The following is a 19374-nucleotide window of genomic DNA, read 5'->3' as shown; positions in this document are numbered from 1 at the left end:
AAATAAAATTCTCAGCAGAATGAACAGAAGTTTTACGAAAATTTAGCCACTTGCGGAACACATATGGAACATATAGTGTCTGTTCTGGATTTGTTTCAATACTGGGGTATACGCCATGCTCACGCGCAAACAACAGGAACTTCTTCTTTTCATTCATGAAAGGATGAAGGAATCCGGCGTTCCGCCATCTTTCGACGAGATGAAGGATGCCCTGGATCTGGCATCGAAATCCGGCATTCACCGGCTGATCACCGCGCTCGAAGAACGCGGCTTCATTCGCCGGCTTCCGAACCGGGCGCGTGCGCTCGAAGTCATCAAATTGCCGGAAGCCTATAACCCGAGCCTGCAGCCGCGGCGCGGCTTTTCGCCAAGCGTCATAGAAGGCAGCCTTGGCAAGCCGCAGCATGTTGCGCCTCCCGCTCCGGCAAAGCCGGCACCTGTTGCCGACAATGGCAATGCCGTCTCCGTGCCGGTCATGGGTCGGATCGCTGCCGGCGTGCCGATCTCGGCAATCCAGAACAACACACACGACATTACCGTTTCCTCCGACATGCTGGGCTCGGGCGAACATTATGCGCTCGAAGTTCGCGGCGACTCGATGATCGAAGCCGGCATCTTCGATGGCGACACGGTCATCATCCGCAACGGCAGCACAGCCAATCCAGGCGATATCGTCGTGGCACTCGTCGATGACGAGGAAGCGACGCTCAAGCGCTTCCGCCGCAAGGGCGCATCGATTGCACTCGAAGCTGCAAACCCTGCCTACGAGACACGCATCTTCCCGCCGGATCGCGTCAAGGTACAGGGCAAACTCGTTGGGCTTATTCGCCGCTATCACTGATCGGTGACGGTCTGTCGTCAGCAAATGTATCGCTGCGCCAATCATAGGCGCGGTGGCGCATCCAGGGTCGCAGTAAGGTATCGAATGCGGTTGCTACCTGCAGCCCCTTATCAGTGAAACGAAGTTCAACTGAACCCGTTTTGCGCAGCGTCTCGCCGGTGAAAAGCATTGCGCCGGAGCGGCAGCGGTCAAACCGCAGGTGAACAGGCGTGACGACGATATCCGCCGTATCGCAGGCAGGTCCGAGATAGGCTGCGTTATTGATGACCGTTAGTTGCTTCCCATTCTTGAGCGAGACTGTACACCAGGCACCCTTCAGGCAGGTGAAGCGCAACGGCGGGCCGGTGGCCACAGCCTGTATCATCACCTCTCTGGATTCATCCAGCTGATCTGGCGAGAACTTCAATCTTTTGCCTTCCGGCGCAGCGGGCGCGTTGGCATCCGTGATCATGATCGGCTTCTGGTGCTCCTCGATCGCAAGTGCCCGCTGCCATTGCTGAAAGATGAAGGAAGGCGGTTTTTCGCGGTTCGAAGCCATCGCCTCACCATCAACGACAGCGACCAAACCGCCGTCTTCGGCGATGGCGACATCAGGTGCAGAGTTTCCCGGCAGCAGCGCAACAGTTAGCGTTGAGGCCGCGACGATCGCCGTTCCGGCGTGCCGCAGCCGGCTTTTGAGCAGCGTCAACAGCAGGAAGCCGAAGACTGCCGTCGGGAAGTACCAGCCGGGCAAACGGCCTACATCTATGTTGCCGCCCCAATCCGATACCGTCTTTGCGATCTTGATCACAAGATCGAGACCGAATCCCGTGATCTGCCAAAGCGGACCGTCGAGGCCGAAGGGCATCAGCAGCATCGCCATCATGCCGGACGGCATGACAATGAAGGAAATGACTGGCATGGCCGCAAGGTTTGCGGGTAATCCGTAAGTGCTCAGCCGATGGAAATGTTCGATCGAGAATAGTGCGGTCGAGAAGCCGCCAATCAGCGAGGTCAGAAAGATGCCGCCAAAAAAGCCCCCGATCATGAAAAGAGGTTTCATGATCGGCAATTTGGCGAGGGCATTCTCTCGCATTGGCCGCCCTTTCCAGAGATCGTAGCCGGCAACCAGGGCAAGCGTTGCGGCAAAGGACATCTGGAAGCTTGGCCCGAGCACTTCAGATGGCGAGACTGCAAGAATTACGAGAGCGGATAGGGCTACGTTTCTGAGGCTGATCGACGGCCGATCAAAAAAGACGGCAATCAGCATGATCGCCATCATGATGAAGGCGCGTTCGGCGGATACGGCAAAGCCAGAGATCAGATAATAGGCCGTCACTGCGGCAAGCGCACCGGCTGCGGCGATCTTCTTCGTCGGCCAGGCCTGGGCAACGCTCGCAAACAGGCTGAGAATGACGCGCAGACCGACATAGAAGATTCCGGCCGACAACGCCATGTTGAGGCCGGAAATTGCAACGATATGGGCAAGCCCCGATTGCCGCAGCGCCTCGGTCGTTTCATCGGAGATTGCGCGTCGCTCATCGGTAACAAGAGAGGCAGCAAAGGCGCCGGTATCGCCGGGCAGGACGGAACGGATGCGATCGCCAATGCCACTTCTGAGACGAAAGAGCCATTCAAGGACGACCTCACCAACCGATCCCTCTTGCACCGGTTGCGATGCAACCTCCTTCGGCGCACCGTAGAAAAAGCCGTTGGCACCTATCCCATCGTAGTAGGCGCCGAAGGCAAAGTCATATAGCTGCGGGAGGGCTGGTCCCGCCGGAGGCGTCAGGCGTGCCCGGCCCTCGATAACGGCGCCGAGCTCGAAAGCCTCTTTGGCACCGCGTACGAGCACCGAAATGCGTTCAGGCGGACGCTTGACCTCAGGGGCATCCGTTCGGCTGACGCCAAGAATATAACGCCAGCGCCCCGGCCCATCACCTTCGCGGCGTTCGACACGGCCAGTGACGGTCGTCGTCACCGCGGAATCGAGGATGACTGTCCGAGCCCGCCAAGTTTCGATCTGTGCCGAAAGCATTCCTCCAACAAAGAGAAGGACGGCCATCAGCGTCGCCTGTAGCTTTGGGCGCTCATATCCGCAGAGCGTAACAGCAATGACGAGAACAAGCAGGCAGAGCAAAGCCGACGTGGCCGGAAAATCCGCAGCCATCAAAAACCAGGTTGCGGCACCTGCCCCGAGAAAGACCGGCGAGAACAGGACAAGGCGGCCATGCCCCGCCTCTTCCGACACCATCCGCATCGACGACTCGACGCATCGTTTCGCAGCGGCTGACAATCGCCATCGAAACGGGACTGATGCCTGCGTCCGCGCCGGTTGCGTGACAATGGCGCGCGGACCGACAGCAACAAAATCCATCTTTTCATCGATGGACTGGGCCTGCCGTTCTCTTGTCTCGAACCCCGTCATAATCGTCTGGACCCGCCCCCGGATACCAGCAGAATGCAACCTGGGATGAAAACGCGCAAACAATAATCGATTGAAATAGGAGGAAAATTCTGCTGGAGCAAAAAAACCAGCCAAATCATAGTGTTCTGATATGCATGCAGATCATCGCTGCAGTGCCTAAAAGATGATGCCGCGATGCACAAAATGGCATCAGGGTAACTTGGCATTAGCTTCCCGATCATATAGCTATCGGTTAGGACGCTTAACCCTTATGGCGCTTTTGCGGCGCCAACCGCCACCCCGGAGGATCAGCATGACGGATCAAAGCGCTACAATCAAAATCGGTGACAAATCAGTCGACCTCGCCGTTCGAAAAGGCACGGTCGGGCCCGACGTCATCGACATCGGTGCACTCTACAAGAACACAGCCTCCTTCACGTACGACCCGGGTTTTACGTCGACCGCATCCTGTGAATCGAAGATCACCTATATCGACGGTGACGAGGGCGTTCTGCTGCATCGTGGCTATCCGATCGAGCAACTTGCCGAGCACGGCGACTTCCTGGAAGTCTGCTATCTGCTGCTCTACGGCGAACTGCCGACGGCCGCTCAGAAGAAGGACTTTGACTACCGGGTCACGCACCACACGATGGTGCACGAACAGATGAGCCGCTTCTTCACCGGCTTCCGCCGCGACGCGCATCCGATGGCTGTCATGTGTGGCTGTGTCGGCGCGCTCTCGGCATTCTATCATGACTCGACAGACATCACCGATCCGCACCAGCGCATGGTTGCCAGCCTGCGCATGATCGCCAAGATGCCGACGCTTGCCGCTATGGCCTATAAATACCATATCGGCCAGCCCTTCGTTTATCCGAAGAACGATCTGGATTACGCATCTAACTTCCTGCGCATGTGCTTTGCCGTCCCTTGCGAAGAATATGTCGTCAATCCGGTGCTTGCGCGGGCCATGGACCGCATCTTCATCCTGCATGCCGACCATGAGCAGAACGCATCGACCTCGACGGTCCGTCTCGCTGGTTCGTCGGGTGCAAACCCGTTCGCCTGCATTGCCGCAGGTATTGCCTGCCTCTGGGGCCCGGCTCACGGCGGCGCCAATGAAGCAGCCCTCAACATGCTGACGGAAATTGGCTCGGTTGACCGCATTCCGGAATATATCGCCCGCGCTAAGGACAAGAATGATCCCTTCCGCCTGATGGGCTTCGGTCATCGCGTCTATAAGAACTACGATCCGCGCGCCAAGATCATGCAGAAGACGACGCATGAAGTTCTCGGCGAACTCGGCATCAAGGACGATCCGCTTCTCGAAGTCGCAATGGAACTGGAGCGCATCGCTCTGACCGATGAATATTTCATCGAGAAGAAGCTCTATCCGAATATCGACTTCTACTCCGGCATCACCCTGAAGGCCCTTGGCTTCCCCACGACCATGTTCACCGTACTCTTTGCTCTGGCCCGCACCGTCGGCTGGATCGCACAGTGGAACGAAATGATCGAAGATCCGGAACAGCGTATCGGCCGTCCGCGCCAGCTCTATATCGGCGAACCGAAGCGCGATTACGTGCCGGTTTCCAAGCGCTAGGCGCTGCGACAAAGCAAAAAGAAAACCCGGTCAGTTCAGAAATGGCCGGGTTTTTTGTTGGCTAGAACATCGAGGAGGATCTGCGCCGCGTGTTCGCCAGGCGGCCTCTCAGTCTGCATGCGCTGCCAGATGAGCTCGTAGCCTTCCTTCATCGCTTTGAGCTGGTAGGTGTCGGCCGACAGTCGTTCCATCCAACGCGCAAGGCTTGCGCCGCGAACAATATCGTTCAGATATTCCGGCACGACCGCGTAGTCGGCAATCAGGTTCGGCAGCGCGCCAGTCCAGGTCTTGATGCCCGATGTCAGCATGCGCATGATCCAGTCCACCTTGTAGGCAGAAACGACGGGTACATCGGCAAGCGCCAGTTCGAGGATAACGGTGCCGGATGCCGCCATGGCCGCATCGGCTTCTGCGAAAGCTTTCCACTTCGCCTCGGCACCGACGACGATGTCAGGCTTGACCGTCCATCCCGCCGTTATTTCTCGCACAAGGGCTTCCTTGTGCGCCACGGTCGGCAGAATGAACCGCATCGGGCCATTGCGGGCGACGAGTTCCTGGGCTGCAACCTCGAAATAGGGCAGAAGCTTCTTGATTTCAGAGGAACGCGAGCCGGGAAGAAGCAGGATCGTGCCGTTGCCGGGCTGCCGACCGTCACGCAGGCGACGCGTCTCCAGAAGGGCTGGATCAGCAATCAGGCGATGTCCGACATAAGTGGTCGCCGGTCCATTGAGGCGCTGCATTGCTGCTGGCTCAAACGGGAGCACCGCCAGCACATGATCGACATAAGCGAGCATGCGCTGGGCCCGATATTCCTTCCATGCCCAGACACTCGGACAGACATAGTTGACGACGGGCAAGTCAGGCAGTGCCGTGCGCACGCGCCTTGCAACCCGATGGGTAAAATCGGGGCTGTCGATGATGAGGAGGATATCCGGCTTCGCCGCAATGATCGCGGCCGTCGTCTGGCGAATGAGCGACCAGAGCTTCGGCAGCTTTGCCAGCACCTGCGTGATGCCCATGATAGAAAGCTCGGAAAAATCGAAGAGCGATTTCAATCCTTGACTTTGCAGACCCTCGCCGCCGACACCAACCAGCTCTATCGATCCGGGGCGGATTCTCTTGAGCCCGGCAATGAGATCAGCGCCTAAGAGATCGCCGGAGACTTCGCCGGCAATGACGGCAATCTTCAGCGGTCTGTCATTCATTGAAGTCCCCATCCCGGTAAGCCCTTGTCGATACCGCAGACAAAAAGAGCGTTCTCGTCCGCCGCCTTGATGAGAGCGTCGCGATCGAGCACCAACGACCGACCGGCTTCGATTGCCACGCCTGCAAGCCCTGCGGCTTTGGCATTGAGCACGGTGGACACACCGATCGCCGGCAAATCAGCTCGGATATCCTGCTGCGGCTTGCAAAGCTTGACCAGCACGCCGCGCCGGCGTGGCGAAATACGGCCTGCTGCTCTGAGCATCGCTACGCGGTCAAGCATGCCGTCTGTGCCCTCGACGCCCTCGACTGCGACGATGCGTCCGCCTATCGAGACCGCGCCCTGGCCAATATCCAGACCACCAAGCACCTCCGCCGCATTGGCTGCGCGTTCTATATCACGACGATCCTCTTCGTTCGGCGAAACAGCGCCAAGGGGACCTGCAGCTGCCAGCAAATCCGGTGCAATCTCATGGGCACCGACGACGCGCAAACCTCGTCCCTCTATCAGCTTGATCACCATCTGCAGAACGGTATCGTCGCCTCCGGAAAGCAGCGTGCGGATGGCTGCTGGTACTTTGGCCAGTATGCGCAGCGTCGGCCGTACCTCACGCCATTCGGGCCGGCGGCGCACGCTGCCCGACATGACGACGCGGTCTATGCGATATTTCTTGAAAAGCCCGTCCAGGGCGGCGAAATCACCAATACCGATCGTGGCGTGGTCAAAGCCATCCCAGCGACGATCGCCTTCGTCCTTCAGAACGACGATGACAGGGTTTTCGCCAGCTGAACGTGCAGCCTCGGCGACATAGGACGGGAGAAGACCACCCCCGGCAATGATCGCCAGCCGGCCTTCAGCGGAGTCGCCAGCGGAAGCCACAGATCAGCCCTTCTGCCCCCGGCTCGGCGAAGACAGCGCGCGATCGCTTTCGGCGGCGATGAAATCAAGGATCTCGATCACCTGCTCGCAATCGGCATACTCATCGCGAATCTGGGCAGCATTCTCGCGGATCGAACCGGCACCCTCAAAGATCGCCTTATAGGCGCGGCGAACCGTATGAATGACAGCCCGATCAATGCCGGCACGCGTCATTCCGACAACGTTGAGACCGCCGAGGATACCAGGGTTGCCGTTCAGCATGCCATAGGGGATGACATCGTAACTGACGGCGGAAAGGCCACCGACGAAAGCGTATTTGCCGACGCGGGTAAACTGATGCACGGCCGCGCCACCGCTGATGATCGCGTGGTCGCCAATGGTCACGTGGCCAGCCAGCATGACGTTATTCGACATGATGACATGGTTGCCGACCCGGCAATCATGCGCGACATGCGAATAGGCAAGGAACAGGCTGTTGTCGCCGACAATGGTAGAGCCACCATGTTCAACGGTGCCGGTATTCATCGTAACGCCTTCGCGGATGGTGCAGTTACGCCCGATGATCAACGTCGTATCGACGTGGCTATGGCGAGCGCTCTGCGAGTCGCCGCCGATCACAGCCGAAGGAAATATCCGCGTGCCGGCGCCGACGGTCGTCACGCCGAGAACAACCACGTGGCTGATCAGTTCGACATTGTCGTGAAGCGTAACCTTGGGACCAACATGGCAGAACGGGCCGATGACCACGCCTTCACCGATCGTCGCGCCGTCCTCGACCACGGCCATCGGGTGAATTCTGGCGCTTTCGGCAATCATGCTCATGCGTTGTCCTTACGTACGATCATCGCGCCAATATCAGCCTCGGCGACAAGCGCGCCATCGACCTTTGCGTCGCAATGGAATTTCCAGATATTACCGCGTTGTTTGATTTTCTGAACGTGAAATTCAACGCGGTCGCCCGGCACGACCGGCTTACGAAAGCGGGCGTTGTCGATCGTCATGAAGTAAACGAGATTGCCGGTCTGACCTTCCTTCTTGGCACAAATCGCACCCGCAGTTTGTGCCATGCCTTCGACCAGCAGAACACCCGGCATAATCGGCGCTTCCGGGAAGTGGCCGGTGAAATGCGGCTCGTTGACTGTCACATTTTTGATACCCACAGCGGCGTTGTCGCCGTCGATGTCAATGATCTTGTCGACCATCAGAAACGGATAGCGATGCGGCAGCAGCTTCATGATCTCCATGATGTCCGCCGAAGAAAGCGTGCTGGCTGTTTCCTCAGTCATTCTTGCTCCCCTTTTTTCCGCGCGCTCCGGATTTTGCCATGAGCTGGGCGACTTCTTTCAAATATTCATTTAGAGGACGTGCAGGTATTCCGCCATAGCGGCCACCCGCAGCAAGGTCTGTCATCACACCACTTTTTGCAGCGATCTGCACGCCGTCGCCAATGGTGATATGGCCCTTCAGGCCGACCTGACCACCGATCTGCACGCCATCGCCGACAATCGTGCTACCAGCAAGACCGACCTGTGAAACGATGGCGCAATGACGGCCGATGCGCACGTTGTGTCCGACCTGAACCTGATTGTCGATCTTGGTCCCCTCGCCAATGACGGTGTCGTCCATAGCACCGCGATCGATTGTCGTATTGGCGCCGATCTCGACATTGTCCTGAATGATCACGCGACCGATCTGCACGATCTTGATCATGCCACGCGGACCCGGCGCATAGCCGAACCCGTCCTGGCCAATCCGAACGCCGTTATGGATGATCACACCATTGCCGATGAGTGCGCAGAGGATGCTTACACCCGTTGCAATCGATCCATTGCGGCCGATCTTGACATTGGGGCCGATGATCGACTGAGCGCCGATACGCGTGCCTTCCCCGATCTCAGCACCGGGGCCGATAATCGCCATCGGCTCGACAATCACGCCCTTCTCAAGTCGCGCGGTCGGATCGACGATGGCACTGGGTGCAATTTCCGTCTCCCCGGACGAAAAGGTCACCGGCTTCAGAGCGGCGGGATAAAGATACCCGCCGGCCATCGCGAAGGCCGCATGCGGATTGGAGGAAATCAGCACAGGGATATGCGACGGCACCAACTCCGCCAGTGCCTTGTCGCAGATCACGGCCGAAGCTTCACAACTCAACAACTCGTCACGGTTGCGACGAGAGAGGATATAACAGATATCGCCCTTCCGCGCTCTCGCTATCGGAGAGACAGAGCGGATGATGACATCGCCATGTGAGGAATTGCCAAGCTCTGCCCCAAGAAATTGTGCTAGCTCAACAAGCTTCACACCTTCATGGGGCAGAAAAAAACTATTTTGCTCCATCGGCAAAACTCCAGAACGGAATTGAAATTTACAGTTCCGGACTGCCGATATCAGAATTGATTGTTAATGCCAAACTTGAAGCGCTGGGTCTTGTCGAAGTCTTCCTTCACGACCGGGATGGCGTAATCGACACGCAGAGCACCGAAGGGCGACTGCCAGATCAGGCCAAGACCGACAGAAGCACGCAGCTGCGCGTCCGTACCCTCTGCAGTATCCGAACCAAGAAGCTCGACATCGTTGCCGAACAGCGTGCCGGCATCCGCGAAGACGGCGCCGCGCAGGTTGAAGTCGCGCGGGAAGCCCGGCATCGGGAACGTCGCTTCAGCAGACGCCGTGAAGTAAGTCGTACCGCCCAGCGGATCGTCCGGGTTGGTGATGCGTGGGCCGATGCCCTTGTTCTCGAAGCCGCGGATATCGGAATTGGTCAGCGTAAACTGGTCAAAGACATTCAGGTGATCGCCGAAGCCCACGACGTAACCCGCCGATGCGGAGAGCGAACCGATAATGTCGGCGTCGTCAGCGAGCAGATGGTAATAACGGGCTTTACCATAAATCTTGTAATATTGGGAGTCGCCGCCAAGGCCGGCAATTTCCTGCGTCGCGGTAGCGTAGATACCCTCACGCGGCAAGACGGTGTCATCCAGTGTGTTGTAAGTCAGCGTCTGAGACACCGACGAACGAGTCCACGGGCTGTCCTCGACCAAGTTTTGATACGTAGCGGACAGATCGCTCAGATCGCCGCTGGAATCATACTTCATCTGTTTGTAGTTATAGCGGAACGTCGTCGCCAGATCTTCCGTGATCGGCGCCGTTACGCGCAGGACCACGCTGGTTTCCTGATAGTCGTAGTTGTCGTTGCTCGACGTTTCACTGTGATTGACGTCGAAACCGGCGGCGAGGCGATAACCGAGGAAGTAGGGCTCGGTGAAGTTAATACCGTAAGCACGGGAACCTTCCTCACCACCACCGGCGGAAACACGGATATACTGGCCGCGGCCGAGGAAGTTCTTTTCTTCGATCGAAGCTTCGAGAAGCAGACCGTCGCCGCCCGCTGCATAACCGGCACCAATACCGAACGAGCCGGTCGACTGATCCTGCACATCGACAACGATGACGACACGGTCAGGCGAACTGCCGGGCTGGGTCGAGATATTGACCGAGGAGAAGTAGCCGAGCGCTTCGAGGCGGCGCTTTGCGCGGGTGATCATCTGCTGGTTGAAGGCATCGCCTTCGCTGAGATCGAACTCGCGGCGGATAACGTAGTCGCGCGTGCGGCTGTTGCCGCGGATTTCGATACGTTCGACATAGGCGCGCTCGCCCTGATCGACGAGATATTCGACACCGATCGTATTGTTATTCAGGTCGCGGTTGCCGCGTGGCGTGACGCGCGCGAAGGGATAACCGGCCGAAGCAACCTGATCCGAAATCGCCTCGATGGACTTCTGGACTTCCTTGGCGCTGTAGACCTGACCTTCGCGAGTCTTGACGAGCGACTGCAGCTGCTGGGCATCGACACCTTCAACAGTCGACTGGACGCTGACCGCGCCAAAATCGTAACGCGGGCCTTCCTCAATATTAAAGGTCAGCGTGTACTTGTTCGTCGCTTCGTCGAAAGCGGCATCGGAAGAGACGATGCGCATGTCGGCATAACCGCGATTGTAATAGAACTGGCGCAGCGCGTCTTCGTCAGCGTGCAGCTTGTCCTCGTTATAAACGTCCTTGCGGGTAAGGAACGAGAGGAAGTTCGAACGCTTGGTCTGGATGACGGCGGCAAGACGGCCGGCACTGTAGGCATGATTGCCGACGAAATTGATAGCATCAATCTTGGTGCGGTCGCCTTCATTGATGACGAAAGCAAGATTGACGCGGCCTTCACCGAGCGGAACGACCTGCGTCGTCACTTCGACTTCACTGCGGCCGGTCGCGGCATAGGCTTCCTTGATGGCGGCGATGTCGGACTGGATCTGCGCATCGCTATAAGGACCGGCGGCATGCGTCTTGACGACAGCTGCCAGCTTGTCGTCCTTGACCTTGCGGTTGCCGTTGAAGACCACCTGATTAACGAGCTGCGCTTCCTGAACGTTGACGACGAGCGTGCTACCGGAAACCGAAATCTTGACGTCGGAGAAATAACCGGTGCCGTAAAGCTGCTTCACCGAGTCATCGATATCGGTATTGGAGAAGCTCTTGCCGGGGGTAATGGTAAGGTTCGACCGAACAGCTTCGGCACCGACGCGATTTGCACCATGGACGTCAATCCGCTGAATGACAGCAGCTTCCGCAGCCGTAGCCGAAACGAAAGTCAGAGCACCTGCGCCAGAAACAACAACACCAGCAGACAGCGCAATCGCCGATACTGCGTTCAAAAACCTTGAACCAGCCTTCATTTCACCCATTACCTTTTTCCCTCGTCTCCGGTCTCGGGGAGCCCCGATTCCGGCCACGTGTGTCGTTTTACCCGCTTTTGACATACAAGCAAGGGAGCCAGTTAATTTCTGTTTACTTCATTTCGAAGCGTGACCCATTCGCCACTACAGCTTTGAAACATCGTAAATAAACAGTAATTTTCTCTCACTCTTACGCGCTAGCCGATGAGCGCGCTAATGTCATTCCAGGTCGCAAAAACCATTAATGTAAGCACCATGGCCAGGCCAATGCGAAACGCAATTTCCTGAGCCGAAGAACCAAGCGGCCTTCCCCTGACCGCTTCCACCGCATAGAACATCAGGTGGCCGCCATCAAGTACCGGAACCGGCATCAAATTCAGCAATCCAATCGAAACCGACAAAACCGCTGCAAGCTGCAGTAACGCGCCTATTCCAAGCGTAGCCATCTGGCCCGAAGCTTGCGCCACGCGGATCGGACCACCCAATTGATCGGCTTTCATCGATCCAGTGAGCAGATTGCCGATATATTTGAAGGTGCCGGTCACGATGTGCCAGGTCTGAGTCACACCCTCATGCAGCGCTTCAAGCGGCGTGAAGGTCTGTAGACGGAAGTGCCCCACCTCTTCGTTCGTGACGATTCCGATCAGGCCGACCTCGATCTTGTTGCCGAACTGGTCGGTGATATCGGTGCGCTGCGGCACCATCGGCAAATCCATCTTTTCGCCGTTGCGCTCGACAGTCACGACGATGTTCTGGTTCGGACGGATGCTGACATAACGACGCACATCGTCGAAGGTCTGAACCTTGGTACCGTCGATCGAGACGAGGAGGTCGCCCGGAAGTACGCCGGCTGCCGCCGCGGCACTATCCGGCTTCACTTCGGCGACGACAGGATCTGACACCGTGCGGCCATAGATCGCGAAAAGGACCGTGAAGATGGCAATGGCGAGGATAAAATTGGCAATCGGACCGGCTGCGACGGTTGCGGCACGTTTCCACAGCTTTGCGCCGGCGAAGGAACGCTCGCGCTCCTCGTCCGTCATCGCGGCGAGCCTGTCCGTATCCGGCTTGCTGGAGGCATCCTCGTCGCCGAAAAAACGCACGTAGCCGCCGAGCGGAATGGCTGAGATCTTCCAGCGCGTTCCGTGGCGATCGGTGAAACCGGCAATCTCCGGGCCGAAGCCGACCGAGAAGGCGAGGATACGGATGCCGCTCCAGCGCCCGACGAGATAGTGGCCCATCTCATGCACGAAGACGAGCAGTGACAGCACAATGACGAAGGGGACGATGTAACCCGTCAAAAAACCGAATATGCCGGTCACCGCTTCCATGAGTTCCTTCTTCTATCTGGCCGTAATGATCAAAGGCCGAACAATGCCGCACCGAGCGACGTCGCTCCACTCCCCTTTATCAGCGAAAAAAGGCCAGCAAGCAAGAACGCTGAAAAACAGGCGAAAATCAGTCCATCGACACGGTCCATGACGCCACCATGCCCCGGAATGAGACGGCTGGAGTCCTTCACGCCGAATTTTCGCTTGATGAAGCTTTCGAAGAGATCGCCCGACTGACTGAAAGCGGACAGAATGAGCGCGATCACCGCGGCGCGATCCAAGGCTTGCGGAATCAGGAAATGGACGAGGATGGCTCCGGCAATTACGGCCGAAATGGCGCCACCCACCGCCCCCGACCAGGTCTTGCCGGGCGATATGCGCGGAGCAAGCTTTGGCCCGCCAACCGCGCGCCCGACAAAATAGGCGAGAATATCGGTCGCCCAGACCACGGCGAAGATGAAGAGCATCGCATAGAGGCCAACGATATCATCACCGCGGATTGCGGCAAGCGCCAGCCCGGTGCCGCCGGCATATAAAAGCCCCGGCGCGAACCACCGGCTGGCACGGTGCAGGAAGATCATGGCGATGCCGACCGCGGTCAGAGCAATCAGCATCCCCAACGCATATTCGAACACGCCGGCCAGAACGAGCAGGGCGACCAGCACCTCACCCGCCCAGCCGAGCACGTTTGTGGCCGGGTCGCGCGCGATGCCTGTGATCGTCGACCATTCGTAATAGATCAGAAGCGCGATCACTGCCGCCAGGATGCGAAAAACGAAGCCGCCATACCAGGTGGCGGCAAGAACGATGATCGCGAGAATCAGGCCTGAAACGATGCGGAGCTTCAGTTCCTGCTTCATCAGGTGTTCACTGCGGCAGCCTGCGCGGACAGCCCGCCGAAACGGCGATCACGCGAGGCGAATTTCTCAAGCGCCGAAAGGAAGAGCTCCCGGCTGAAATCCGGCCAATATTCTGGCAGAAAAACGAATTCCGAATAGGCAGCCTGCCACAGCAGGAAATTTGAGAGCCGCTCCTCGCCGCTGGTGCGGATGATGAGATCGGGATCGGGGATGCCGGCCGTATCGAGCCGGGCGTTGATCAGCGCCGGCGTAATATCCTGCGATCTGAGACGCCCCGCCTCCACATCATTGGCGAGACTCACCATGGCGCGGGCGATCTCGTCGCGGGAGCCGTAGTTGAAGGCGATGACGAGTGTCAGCGCCGTATTGGCCTTGGTCGTCTCCTCGGCTTCGAGCAGAAGCTTGAGGATGTCGCTGCGCAGGTTGACACGGTCGCCGATCACCTTGATGCGCACATTCTGCCGATGCAGTTCGGCGAGATCGCTGCGGATGAAGGCCTTCAGCAGGCCGAGAAGATCACTGACCTCGGCCTCCGGACGACGCCAGTTCTCTGACGAAAAGGCAAAAAGCGTCAGATACTTGATGCCAAGATCGCCGGCCGTGCGTACGGTCTGGCGAACGGTCTCGACCGCCCTGCGGTGTCCCATCGTCCGCGGCAGGCCGCGCTGCTTTGCCCAACGACCGTTGCCATCCATAATGATCGCAACATGTTCTGGCGCAGTCAAAAATGAGGTTTCCGACATTTTCCGTCCGGTCTTTCTTGGCGGGGACGCAAGTATACTAGACTTGCATGATTTCCTTTTCTTTCTCGCCAAGCAAGCGGTCGATTTCCAAAATCGTCTCATCCGTCATTTTCTGGACGCGGTCCGACTGTGCCCGGCTTTCGTCCTGACCGATTACGCCATCCTTTTCGGCTTTCTTAAGGCCGTCCATGCCGTCGCGACGAACATGGCGAATCGCAACCTTGCTCTTTTCAGCATAGTCGTGCGCCACCTTAACGAGCGACTTGCGGCGCTCCTCGTTGAGCTCCGGCAGCGGAATGCGAAGGTTCTGGCCGTCGACGATCGGATTCAGGCCGAGATTCGATTCGCGGATCGCTCGGTCTACGGCGCCGACCATGCTCTTGTCCCAGACGGATACCGTCAGCATGCGCGGCTCGGGCACGGTAATATTGGCAACCTGATTCAGCGGCATGCGCGAACCATAGGCTTCGATCGTCACCGGATCGAGAATATTTGCCGAAGCTCGGCCAGTGCGCAGCGATGCAATGTCGCTCTTGAACGCGGAAACGGCACCGTCCATGCGGCGCTTCAGTTCCTTGACGTCGATACCTTCACTCATGTCTATGCTCCCGTCTCAGAGGATTTGCGCCTGCAGCGGCACAGCCCCCTATCAGTTGTCGGATACGATGGTCTTGAGACCACCGCCCGTCAAGATTTCACCAAAACGCCCCTTCTCGTGGATCGAGAAAACAATGATCGGAATGGAATTTTCTCGCGCCAGCGCAACGGCTGCGACATCCATCACGGCAAGGCCCCTGTCCAGAACTTCCTTATGGCTCAAGTGGTCGAAACGAGTCGCAGTCGGATCCTTCTTCGGGTCGGCGGTATAAATGCCATCCACCTGCGTGCCCTTGAAGATCGCCTCAGCGCCCATTTCGGCGGCGCGAAGTGCCGCAGCAGAATCAGTTGTGAAGAAGGGATTGCCAGTGCCGCCTGCGAAGATCACCACCCGGCCAAGCGACAGGTGATAGAGCGTGGCGCGCTGCGAGAAGCTTTCGCAAATTTCCGGCATGGAGATTGCCGACAGAACCACCGTGTCAATGTTCAGCTTGCGCAGCGATGTTGCCAGCGCCAGCGCGTTGATGACGGTGCCGAGCATGCCCATGTGATCGCCAGTGACGCGATCGCCGCCCTTGGATGCAACGGCCACGCCGCGAAAGATGTTACCGCCGCCGATAACCACGCCGACTTCGACGCCCATCTGCCTTGCATCGGCAATGTCAGACGCAATACGGTCTGCCACCGCAACATCGATCCCGAAACCCTGGGCACCCATCATGGCTTCCCCGGAAGCCTTGAGTAGAACACGTTTATAGATTGGTTCCGACGTCATGTTGGCTCCTCGTAAATTGCCGCAAATGCCCGATACACGAAGGGCATCGCGTTGTCACGCGATGCCCTTCGGTTTTCCCAAATATGGCTGAAGGATCAGCCCTTGGCGACAGCCGCGACTTCGGCTGCGAAGTCGGACTCTTCCTTCTCGACACCTTCGCCGAGAAGCAGGCGAGCCATGCCGACGACCTCGATTGCAGCGCCGGCTTCCTTTTCGGCTGCCTTGATGGCAGCTCCAACCGTCAGGTCCGGGTTGATGACGAAAGACTGCGAGAGAAGAGCGACTTCCTCGAAGAACTTGCGCATCCGGCCCTCGACCATCTTCTCGATAATGGCTTCCGGCTTGCCGGATTCGCGGGACTGCTCAATGAAGACGTTGCGTTCGCGTTCAGCGACGGCAGCATCGACTTCTTCAGCACGGATCGCCAGCGGGTTGGTCGCAGCAATGTGCATGGCAACCTGGCGGCCGATCGAGCTCAGAACAGCCTTGTCACCGACCGACTTCAGCGCGACGAGAACGCCGAGCTTGCCGATGCCGTCGCCGGCAGCGTTATGGATATAGGTCGCCACGACGCCGTGCTCGACTTCCAGCTTGGCCGCGCGACGAAGCGTCATGTTCTCGCCAATGGTTGCGATCGCTTCCTTGATGGTGTCGGCGACCGGCTTGCCGGATGCCGGATAGGTCGCAGCCGAAATGGCTTCGACCGTGCCGTCGGTGGAGAGCGCAACTTCGGCAATGCCGCGAGCGAGATCCTGGAAGGCATCGTTACGGGCAACGAAGTCGGTTTCGGAGTTGAGTTCGATGACAACAGCCTTGTGACCGGCGCCGGCGATGGCAACCAGGCCTTCAGCGGCGGCGCGGCCGGATTTCTTGTCGGCCTTGGAGATCCCCTTGGCGCGCAGCCAGTCGATCGCTGCTTCGATATCGCCGTTCGTTTCGGTCAGCGCCTTCTTGCAGTCCATCATACCTGCGCCGGACTTTTCGCGCAGTTCCTTCACCAGTGCAGCCGTAATCTCGGTCATAAGCTTCCTCTTGTCGGTTTATACGGTGGCCCGCAGAACGCGGTGCGGCACCGGATTGAGGCACGAAATGTACCTGTATGTATGACAGCGTTATGAAGACGCGTCATAACAGAACTCACGTCGGCAAAAGCAGTCACAGCTTCCGCCTGAAACAGGCAAGGCCGCCGAACTTCTGAGAGTCGCGAGCGGCCTTCCCCAATCTCTGCAAGCTTGGGCGGAGCTTTGCTCCACCCGCTTTTATCAGGCTTCGGCTGCCTCATCGAGCGCCGGCTCGAACGGAACTTCCGTCGATGCGCCGAGGTCGCGGCCAGATCCGCTCTGCTGACGAGCAATACCATCGATCGCAGCGCGGGCGATGAGATCGCAGTAGAGAGCGATGGCGCGCGAAGCGTCGTCGTTGCCCGGGATCGGATAGTCGATCAGGTCCGGATCGCAGTTCGAGTCGATGATGGCGACGACCGGGATGCCGAGGCGCTTGGCTTCGTCGATCGCGATCTTTTCCTTGTTGGTGTCGATGATGAACATCAGGTCCGGCGTGCCGCCCATGTCCTTGATACCGCCGAGAGCCTTGTCGAGCTTTTCGCGCTCGCGCTCGAGGTTCAGGCGCTCCTTCTTGGAGTAGCCGGACTGCTCGGAGGCGAGGATTTCGTCGAGTTTGCGCAAGCGCTGGATCGAGTTGGAGATCGTCTTCCAGTTCGTCATCATGCCGCCGAGCCAACGCGAGTTGACGTAGTACTGGGCAGAACGCTTGGCCGAGTCAGCGATCAGCTCGGAAGCCTGGCGCTTGGTGCCGACGAAAAGAACGCGGCCGCCACGGGCAACGGTGTCGGAGACGACCTGCAGGGCGCGCGACAGCATCGGAACGGTCTGAGCCAGGTCGATGATGTGGATGTTGTTACGATCGCCGAAAATGTACGGCTTCATCTTCGGGTTCCAGCGGTGCGTCTGGTGACCGAAGTGGACGCCTGCCTCAAGCAGCTGGCGCATAGAAAAATCAGGCAATGCCATGCCTTGTTACTCCTTTTCCGGTTGAACCTCCGCAAGGCGAACAGCATCCTCTTCGAAGATGCCACCGGGCGGAAAAGCCGGATTTCTCCCGGACGATCCCATGCCTTACGTGTGGAATGCGCGTGGCCTTACATTCGATTTTCTGCAAAAGCAAGGCTTGCGGCAAAAAATCTGCCTGGATCCGTGTGGCAACTATATAGACGCTAGCGCCTCAACTTGCCAGCATGTTCAATAGCGACAGCATCACGCCTACATCCGGAATCGGCAGCACGGCATCGATCTCGACCGGCAGGGAAGCATTCTGGACAGTTGCGAGATCGGTACCGCTCGTCTTTCTCGGCTTGTGGCGCAATTAGTCTAACGAATTACAAACCCATTGTCGGAGCAAATGGGCCTTCCACTATGCAGGACCGGAAAGGCAGATTTCCACAAAGGCCGGCCCGCGAAGACTCATCTGCGGGGCGACAGCTTAGCTGACCTAGAAATACTGTTTTATAACAGGTGCTTAAGCTTATCGCAGAAGCTGCCTTACTGGCAGGTCGGCGCGGGCTTTTTGTCGAGGAGCTCGAGTTTCGAGAGCTTGCCAGTCAAGACGAAATCGCCGTAATCCATCGTCAGATCCCGCGTAATGCCATTCTCATAGAGCTTGAAAGACATGCGGTAGACGGGCAGCGTATCGGATTTGGCGTTCTCGTTGAAATAGGAAATCGTCACCGGCCAGAATGCCGTCTTGGAGAACTGGCCGGCATTGCCGGCATCGGCCTCATCCGTAACCGGGGTTTCCAGCTTGCCGACGATGGTCGTGGTCACCAGGGATTTGTCGCCATCGTCGGAACCGTCGAAAACGCGAGCCTCGAAGAAGCGCTTGCCGTCCTTGGCGTTCTGGATGACATCGAGCATGTGCTCCGTCGGAAAGCGGCTTTCGGCGAGCTGCAGTTCGCGATTGGCCGGCTGCGTGAGATCGACCTTCACACCCTCCGGCTTGTCCTCGGCTGCGCCGTTGACTTCCTTGTCGAGTTGGTCGTCGGTGAAGGACTTGGTATCGAAGGTGAACTTGCCATCCTTCAGGCTTTCGAAAGTCTTTGTCTGCTGATCACTGACGCGCACGCTATCGCCGGTGTCAATTTGGGTGACGAAGCGGAAATTGGTGGTGAAGCCTTCGCAGTAGTTGCCGTCGAACTCATAGACCATGCGGCCGTACATGGCGGAAATGCCGGAGCGCTCCGAAGCGTCCTTCAGCTCCAGGTCATAGACGGCGCGGTGAGCGACGAGCCCGGTCGCGATCGCAGCACTCGTCGCCGGCGCGGCCGCCGATGCATTGGCGTAAACGCTTGCGAGGAGAAGAGCGGCAAGTGACGATCGGAACATTCATTAACTCCTGTTGAACTCGTCCGCGAT

The 19374-nt window shown here is 58.1% G+C and carries 17 protein-coding genes; 2 read left to right on the top strand and 15 right to left on the bottom strand.

What is annotated here, in order from left to right; translation table 11 throughout:
- Positions 1 to 115: 115 nt before the first annotated feature.
- Positions 116 to 841: a transcriptional repressor LexA gene (gene lexA / locus EV281_RS02810; protein ID WP_132651407.1), complete on the top strand. Its 726-nt coding sequence runs from the start codon at positions 116 to 118 to the stop codon at positions 839 to 841.
- Here lexA and EV281_RS02805 read toward each other — a convergent pair.
- On the bottom strand, positions 822 to 3197 hold the full coding sequence (locus tag EV281_RS02805; RefSeq protein WP_245508206.1) for a ComEC/Rec2 family competence protein: 2376 nt from the start codon (positions 3195 to 3197) through the stop codon (positions 822 to 824). The genes lexA and EV281_RS02805 overlap by 20 nt on opposite strands.
- 343 nt (positions 3198 to 3540) lie before the next feature.
- Between EV281_RS02805 and gltA the strand changes: the two genes are divergently transcribed.
- Complete coding sequence (gene gltA, locus EV281_RS02800) at positions 3541 to 4830, top strand: citrate synthase (RefSeq protein WP_132651405.1); 1290 nt, start codon at positions 3541 to 3543, stop codon at positions 4828 to 4830.
- Between the two features lie 35 nt (positions 4831 to 4865).
- Here the strand turns inward: gltA and lpxB are convergent, their stop codons facing one another.
- From lpxB to EV281_RS02730, 14 genes are all read right to left on the bottom strand, one after another.
- Positions 4866 to 6035, bottom strand: coding sequence for a lipid-A-disaccharide synthase (gene lpxB, locus EV281_RS02795; protein ID WP_132651404.1), 1170 nt, complete (start codon positions 6033 to 6035; stop codon positions 4866 to 4868).
- Positions 6032 to 6913 carry an LpxI family protein gene (locus tag EV281_RS02790; RefSeq protein ID WP_132651403.1) on the bottom strand — a complete coding sequence of 294 codons (882 nt, stop codon included), beginning with the start codon at positions 6911 to 6913 and terminating at the stop codon, positions 6032 to 6034. Before EV281_RS02790 ends, lpxB begins: the two co-directional genes overlap by 4 nt.
- Before the next feature lie 3 nt (positions 6914 to 6916).
- Positions 6917 to 7735 carry an acyl-ACP--UDP-N-acetylglucosamine O-acyltransferase gene (lpxA, locus tag EV281_RS02785; RefSeq protein WP_165911826.1) on the bottom strand — a complete coding sequence of 273 codons (819 nt, stop codon included), beginning with the start codon at positions 7733 to 7735 and terminating at the stop codon, positions 6917 to 6919.
- Entirely contained in the window at positions 7732 to 8199 is a 468-nt protein-coding gene (gene fabZ / locus EV281_RS02780; protein WP_132651402.1) for a 3-hydroxyacyl-ACP dehydratase FabZ, read from the bottom strand. Before fabZ ends, lpxA begins: the two co-directional genes overlap by 4 nt.
- Positions 8192 to 9253, bottom strand: coding sequence for a UDP-3-O-(3-hydroxymyristoyl)glucosamine N-acyltransferase (lpxD, locus tag EV281_RS02775; RefSeq protein WP_132651401.1), 1062 nt, complete (start codon positions 9251 to 9253; stop codon positions 8192 to 8194). Before lpxD ends, fabZ begins: the two co-directional genes overlap by 8 nt.
- Before the next feature lie 50 nt (positions 9254 to 9303).
- Positions 9304 to 11640: an outer membrane protein assembly factor BamA gene (gene bamA, locus EV281_RS02770; RefSeq protein WP_132651984.1), complete on the bottom strand. Its 2337-nt coding sequence runs from the start codon at positions 11638 to 11640 to the stop codon at positions 9304 to 9306.
- A 197-nt stretch (positions 11641 to 11837) separates the two neighbouring features.
- Positions 11838 to 12971: an RIP metalloprotease RseP gene (gene rseP, locus EV281_RS02765; RefSeq protein ID WP_132651400.1), complete on the bottom strand. Its 1134-nt coding sequence runs from the start codon at positions 12969 to 12971 to the stop codon at positions 11838 to 11840.
- Between the two features lie 29 nt (positions 12972 to 13000).
- Positions 13001 to 13831, bottom strand: coding sequence for a phosphatidate cytidylyltransferase (locus EV281_RS02760; RefSeq protein ID WP_132651399.1), 831 nt, complete (start codon positions 13829 to 13831; stop codon positions 13001 to 13003).
- Positions 13831 to 14574 (bottom strand): isoprenyl transferase, encoded by a 744-nt coding sequence (locus tag EV281_RS02755; RefSeq protein ID WP_132651398.1) that lies wholly within the window; start codon positions 14572 to 14574, stop codon positions 13831 to 13833. The genes EV281_RS02760 and EV281_RS02755 overlap by 1 nt, the downstream gene beginning before the upstream one ends.
- Before the next feature lie 37 nt (positions 14575 to 14611).
- A complete protein-coding gene (gene frr / locus EV281_RS02750; RefSeq protein WP_132651397.1) occupies positions 14612 to 15172 on the bottom strand; it encodes a ribosome recycling factor in 561 nt (186 codons plus the stop codon).
- A gap of 51 nt (positions 15173 to 15223) precedes the next feature.
- Positions 15224 to 15946: a UMP kinase gene (gene pyrH, locus EV281_RS02745; RefSeq protein WP_132651396.1), complete on the bottom strand. Its 723-nt coding sequence runs from the start codon at positions 15944 to 15946 to the stop codon at positions 15224 to 15226.
- A gap of 95 nt (positions 15947 to 16041) precedes the next feature.
- On the bottom strand, positions 16042 to 16968 hold the full coding sequence (gene tsf, locus EV281_RS02740; RefSeq protein ID WP_132651395.1) for a translation elongation factor Ts: 927 nt from the start codon (positions 16966 to 16968) through the stop codon (positions 16042 to 16044).
- A 240-nt stretch (positions 16969 to 17208) separates the two neighbouring features.
- Positions 17209 to 17976: a 30S ribosomal protein S2 gene (gene rpsB, locus EV281_RS02735; protein ID WP_132651394.1), complete on the bottom strand. Its 768-nt coding sequence runs from the start codon at positions 17974 to 17976 to the stop codon at positions 17209 to 17211.
- Positions 17977 to 18504: 528 nt separating this feature from the next.
- Entirely contained in the window at positions 18505 to 19344 is an 840-nt protein-coding gene (locus tag EV281_RS02730; RefSeq protein WP_132651393.1) for a cell envelope integrity EipB family protein, read from the bottom strand.
- Between the last annotated feature and the right edge of the window lie 30 nt (positions 19345 to 19374).

It is taken from the genome of Rhizobium sp. BK418 (genome assembly GCF_004341105.1).
Taxonomy (GTDB): Bacteria; Pseudomonadota; Alphaproteobacteria; order Rhizobiales; family Rhizobiaceae; genus Rhizobium.
The sequence above is the reverse complement of the archived record's forward strand: the minus strand, read 5'-3'. Positions and strand labels throughout refer to the sequence as shown.

Bases quoted from the DNA above. Each gene is read 5' to 3' on its own strand.
- lpxA (WP_165911826.1), bottom strand. From the start codon at position 7,735: ATGAGCATGATTGCCGAAAGCGCCAGAATTCACCCGATGGCCGTGGTC.
- fabZ (WP_132651402.1), bottom strand. From the start codon at position 8,199: ATGACTGAGGAAACAGCCAGCACGCTTTCTTCGGCGGACATCATGGAG.
- EV281_RS02760 (WP_132651399.1), bottom strand. From the start codon at position 13,831: ATGAAGCAGGAACTGAAGCTCCGCATCGTTTCAGGCCTGATTCTCGCG.
- rpsB (WP_132651394.1), bottom strand. From the start codon at position 17,976: ATGGCATTGCCTGATTTTTCTATGCGCCAGCTGCTTGAGGCAGGCGTC.
- EV281_RS02730 (WP_132651393.1), bottom strand. From the start codon at position 19,344: ATGTTCCGATCGTCACTTGCCGCTCTTCTCCTCGCAAGCGTTTACGCC.
- pyrH (WP_132651396.1), bottom strand. From the start codon at position 15,946: ATGACGTCGGAACCAATCTATAAACGTGTTCTACTCAAGGCTTCCGGG.
- EV281_RS02755 (WP_132651398.1), bottom strand. From the start codon at position 14,574: ATGTCGGAAACCTCATTTTTGACTGCGCCAGAACATGTTGCGATCATT.
- bamA (WP_132651984.1), bottom strand. From the start codon at position 11,640: ATGAAGGCTGGTTCAAGGTTTTTGAACGCAGTATCGGCGATTGCGCTG.
- frr (WP_132651397.1), bottom strand. From the start codon at position 15,172: ATGAGTGAAGGTATCGACGTCAAGGAACTGAAGCGCCGCATGGACGGT.
- lpxD (WP_132651401.1), bottom strand. From the start codon at position 9,253: ATGGAGCAAAATAGTTTTTTTCTGCCCCATGAAGGTGTGAAGCTTGTT.
- lexA (WP_132651407.1), top strand. From the start codon at position 116: ATGCTCACGCGCAAACAACAGGAACTTCTTCTTTTCATTCATGAAAGG.
- gltA (WP_132651405.1), top strand. From the start codon at position 3,541: ATGACGGATCAAAGCGCTACAATCAAAATCGGTGACAAATCAGTCGAC.
- tsf (WP_132651395.1), bottom strand. From the start codon at position 16,968: ATGACCGAGATTACGGCTGCACTGGTGAAGGAACTGCGCGAAAAGTCC.
- lpxB (WP_132651404.1), bottom strand. From the start codon at position 6,035: ATGAATGACAGACCGCTGAAGATTGCCGTCATTGCCGGCGAAGTCTCC.
- EV281_RS02805 (WP_245508206.1), bottom strand. From the start codon at position 3,197: ATGGATTTTGTTGCTGTCGGTCCGCGCGCCATTGTCACGCAACCGGCG.
- rseP (WP_132651400.1), bottom strand. From the start codon at position 12,971: ATGGAAGCGGTGACCGGCATATTCGGTTTTTTGACGGGTTACATCGTC.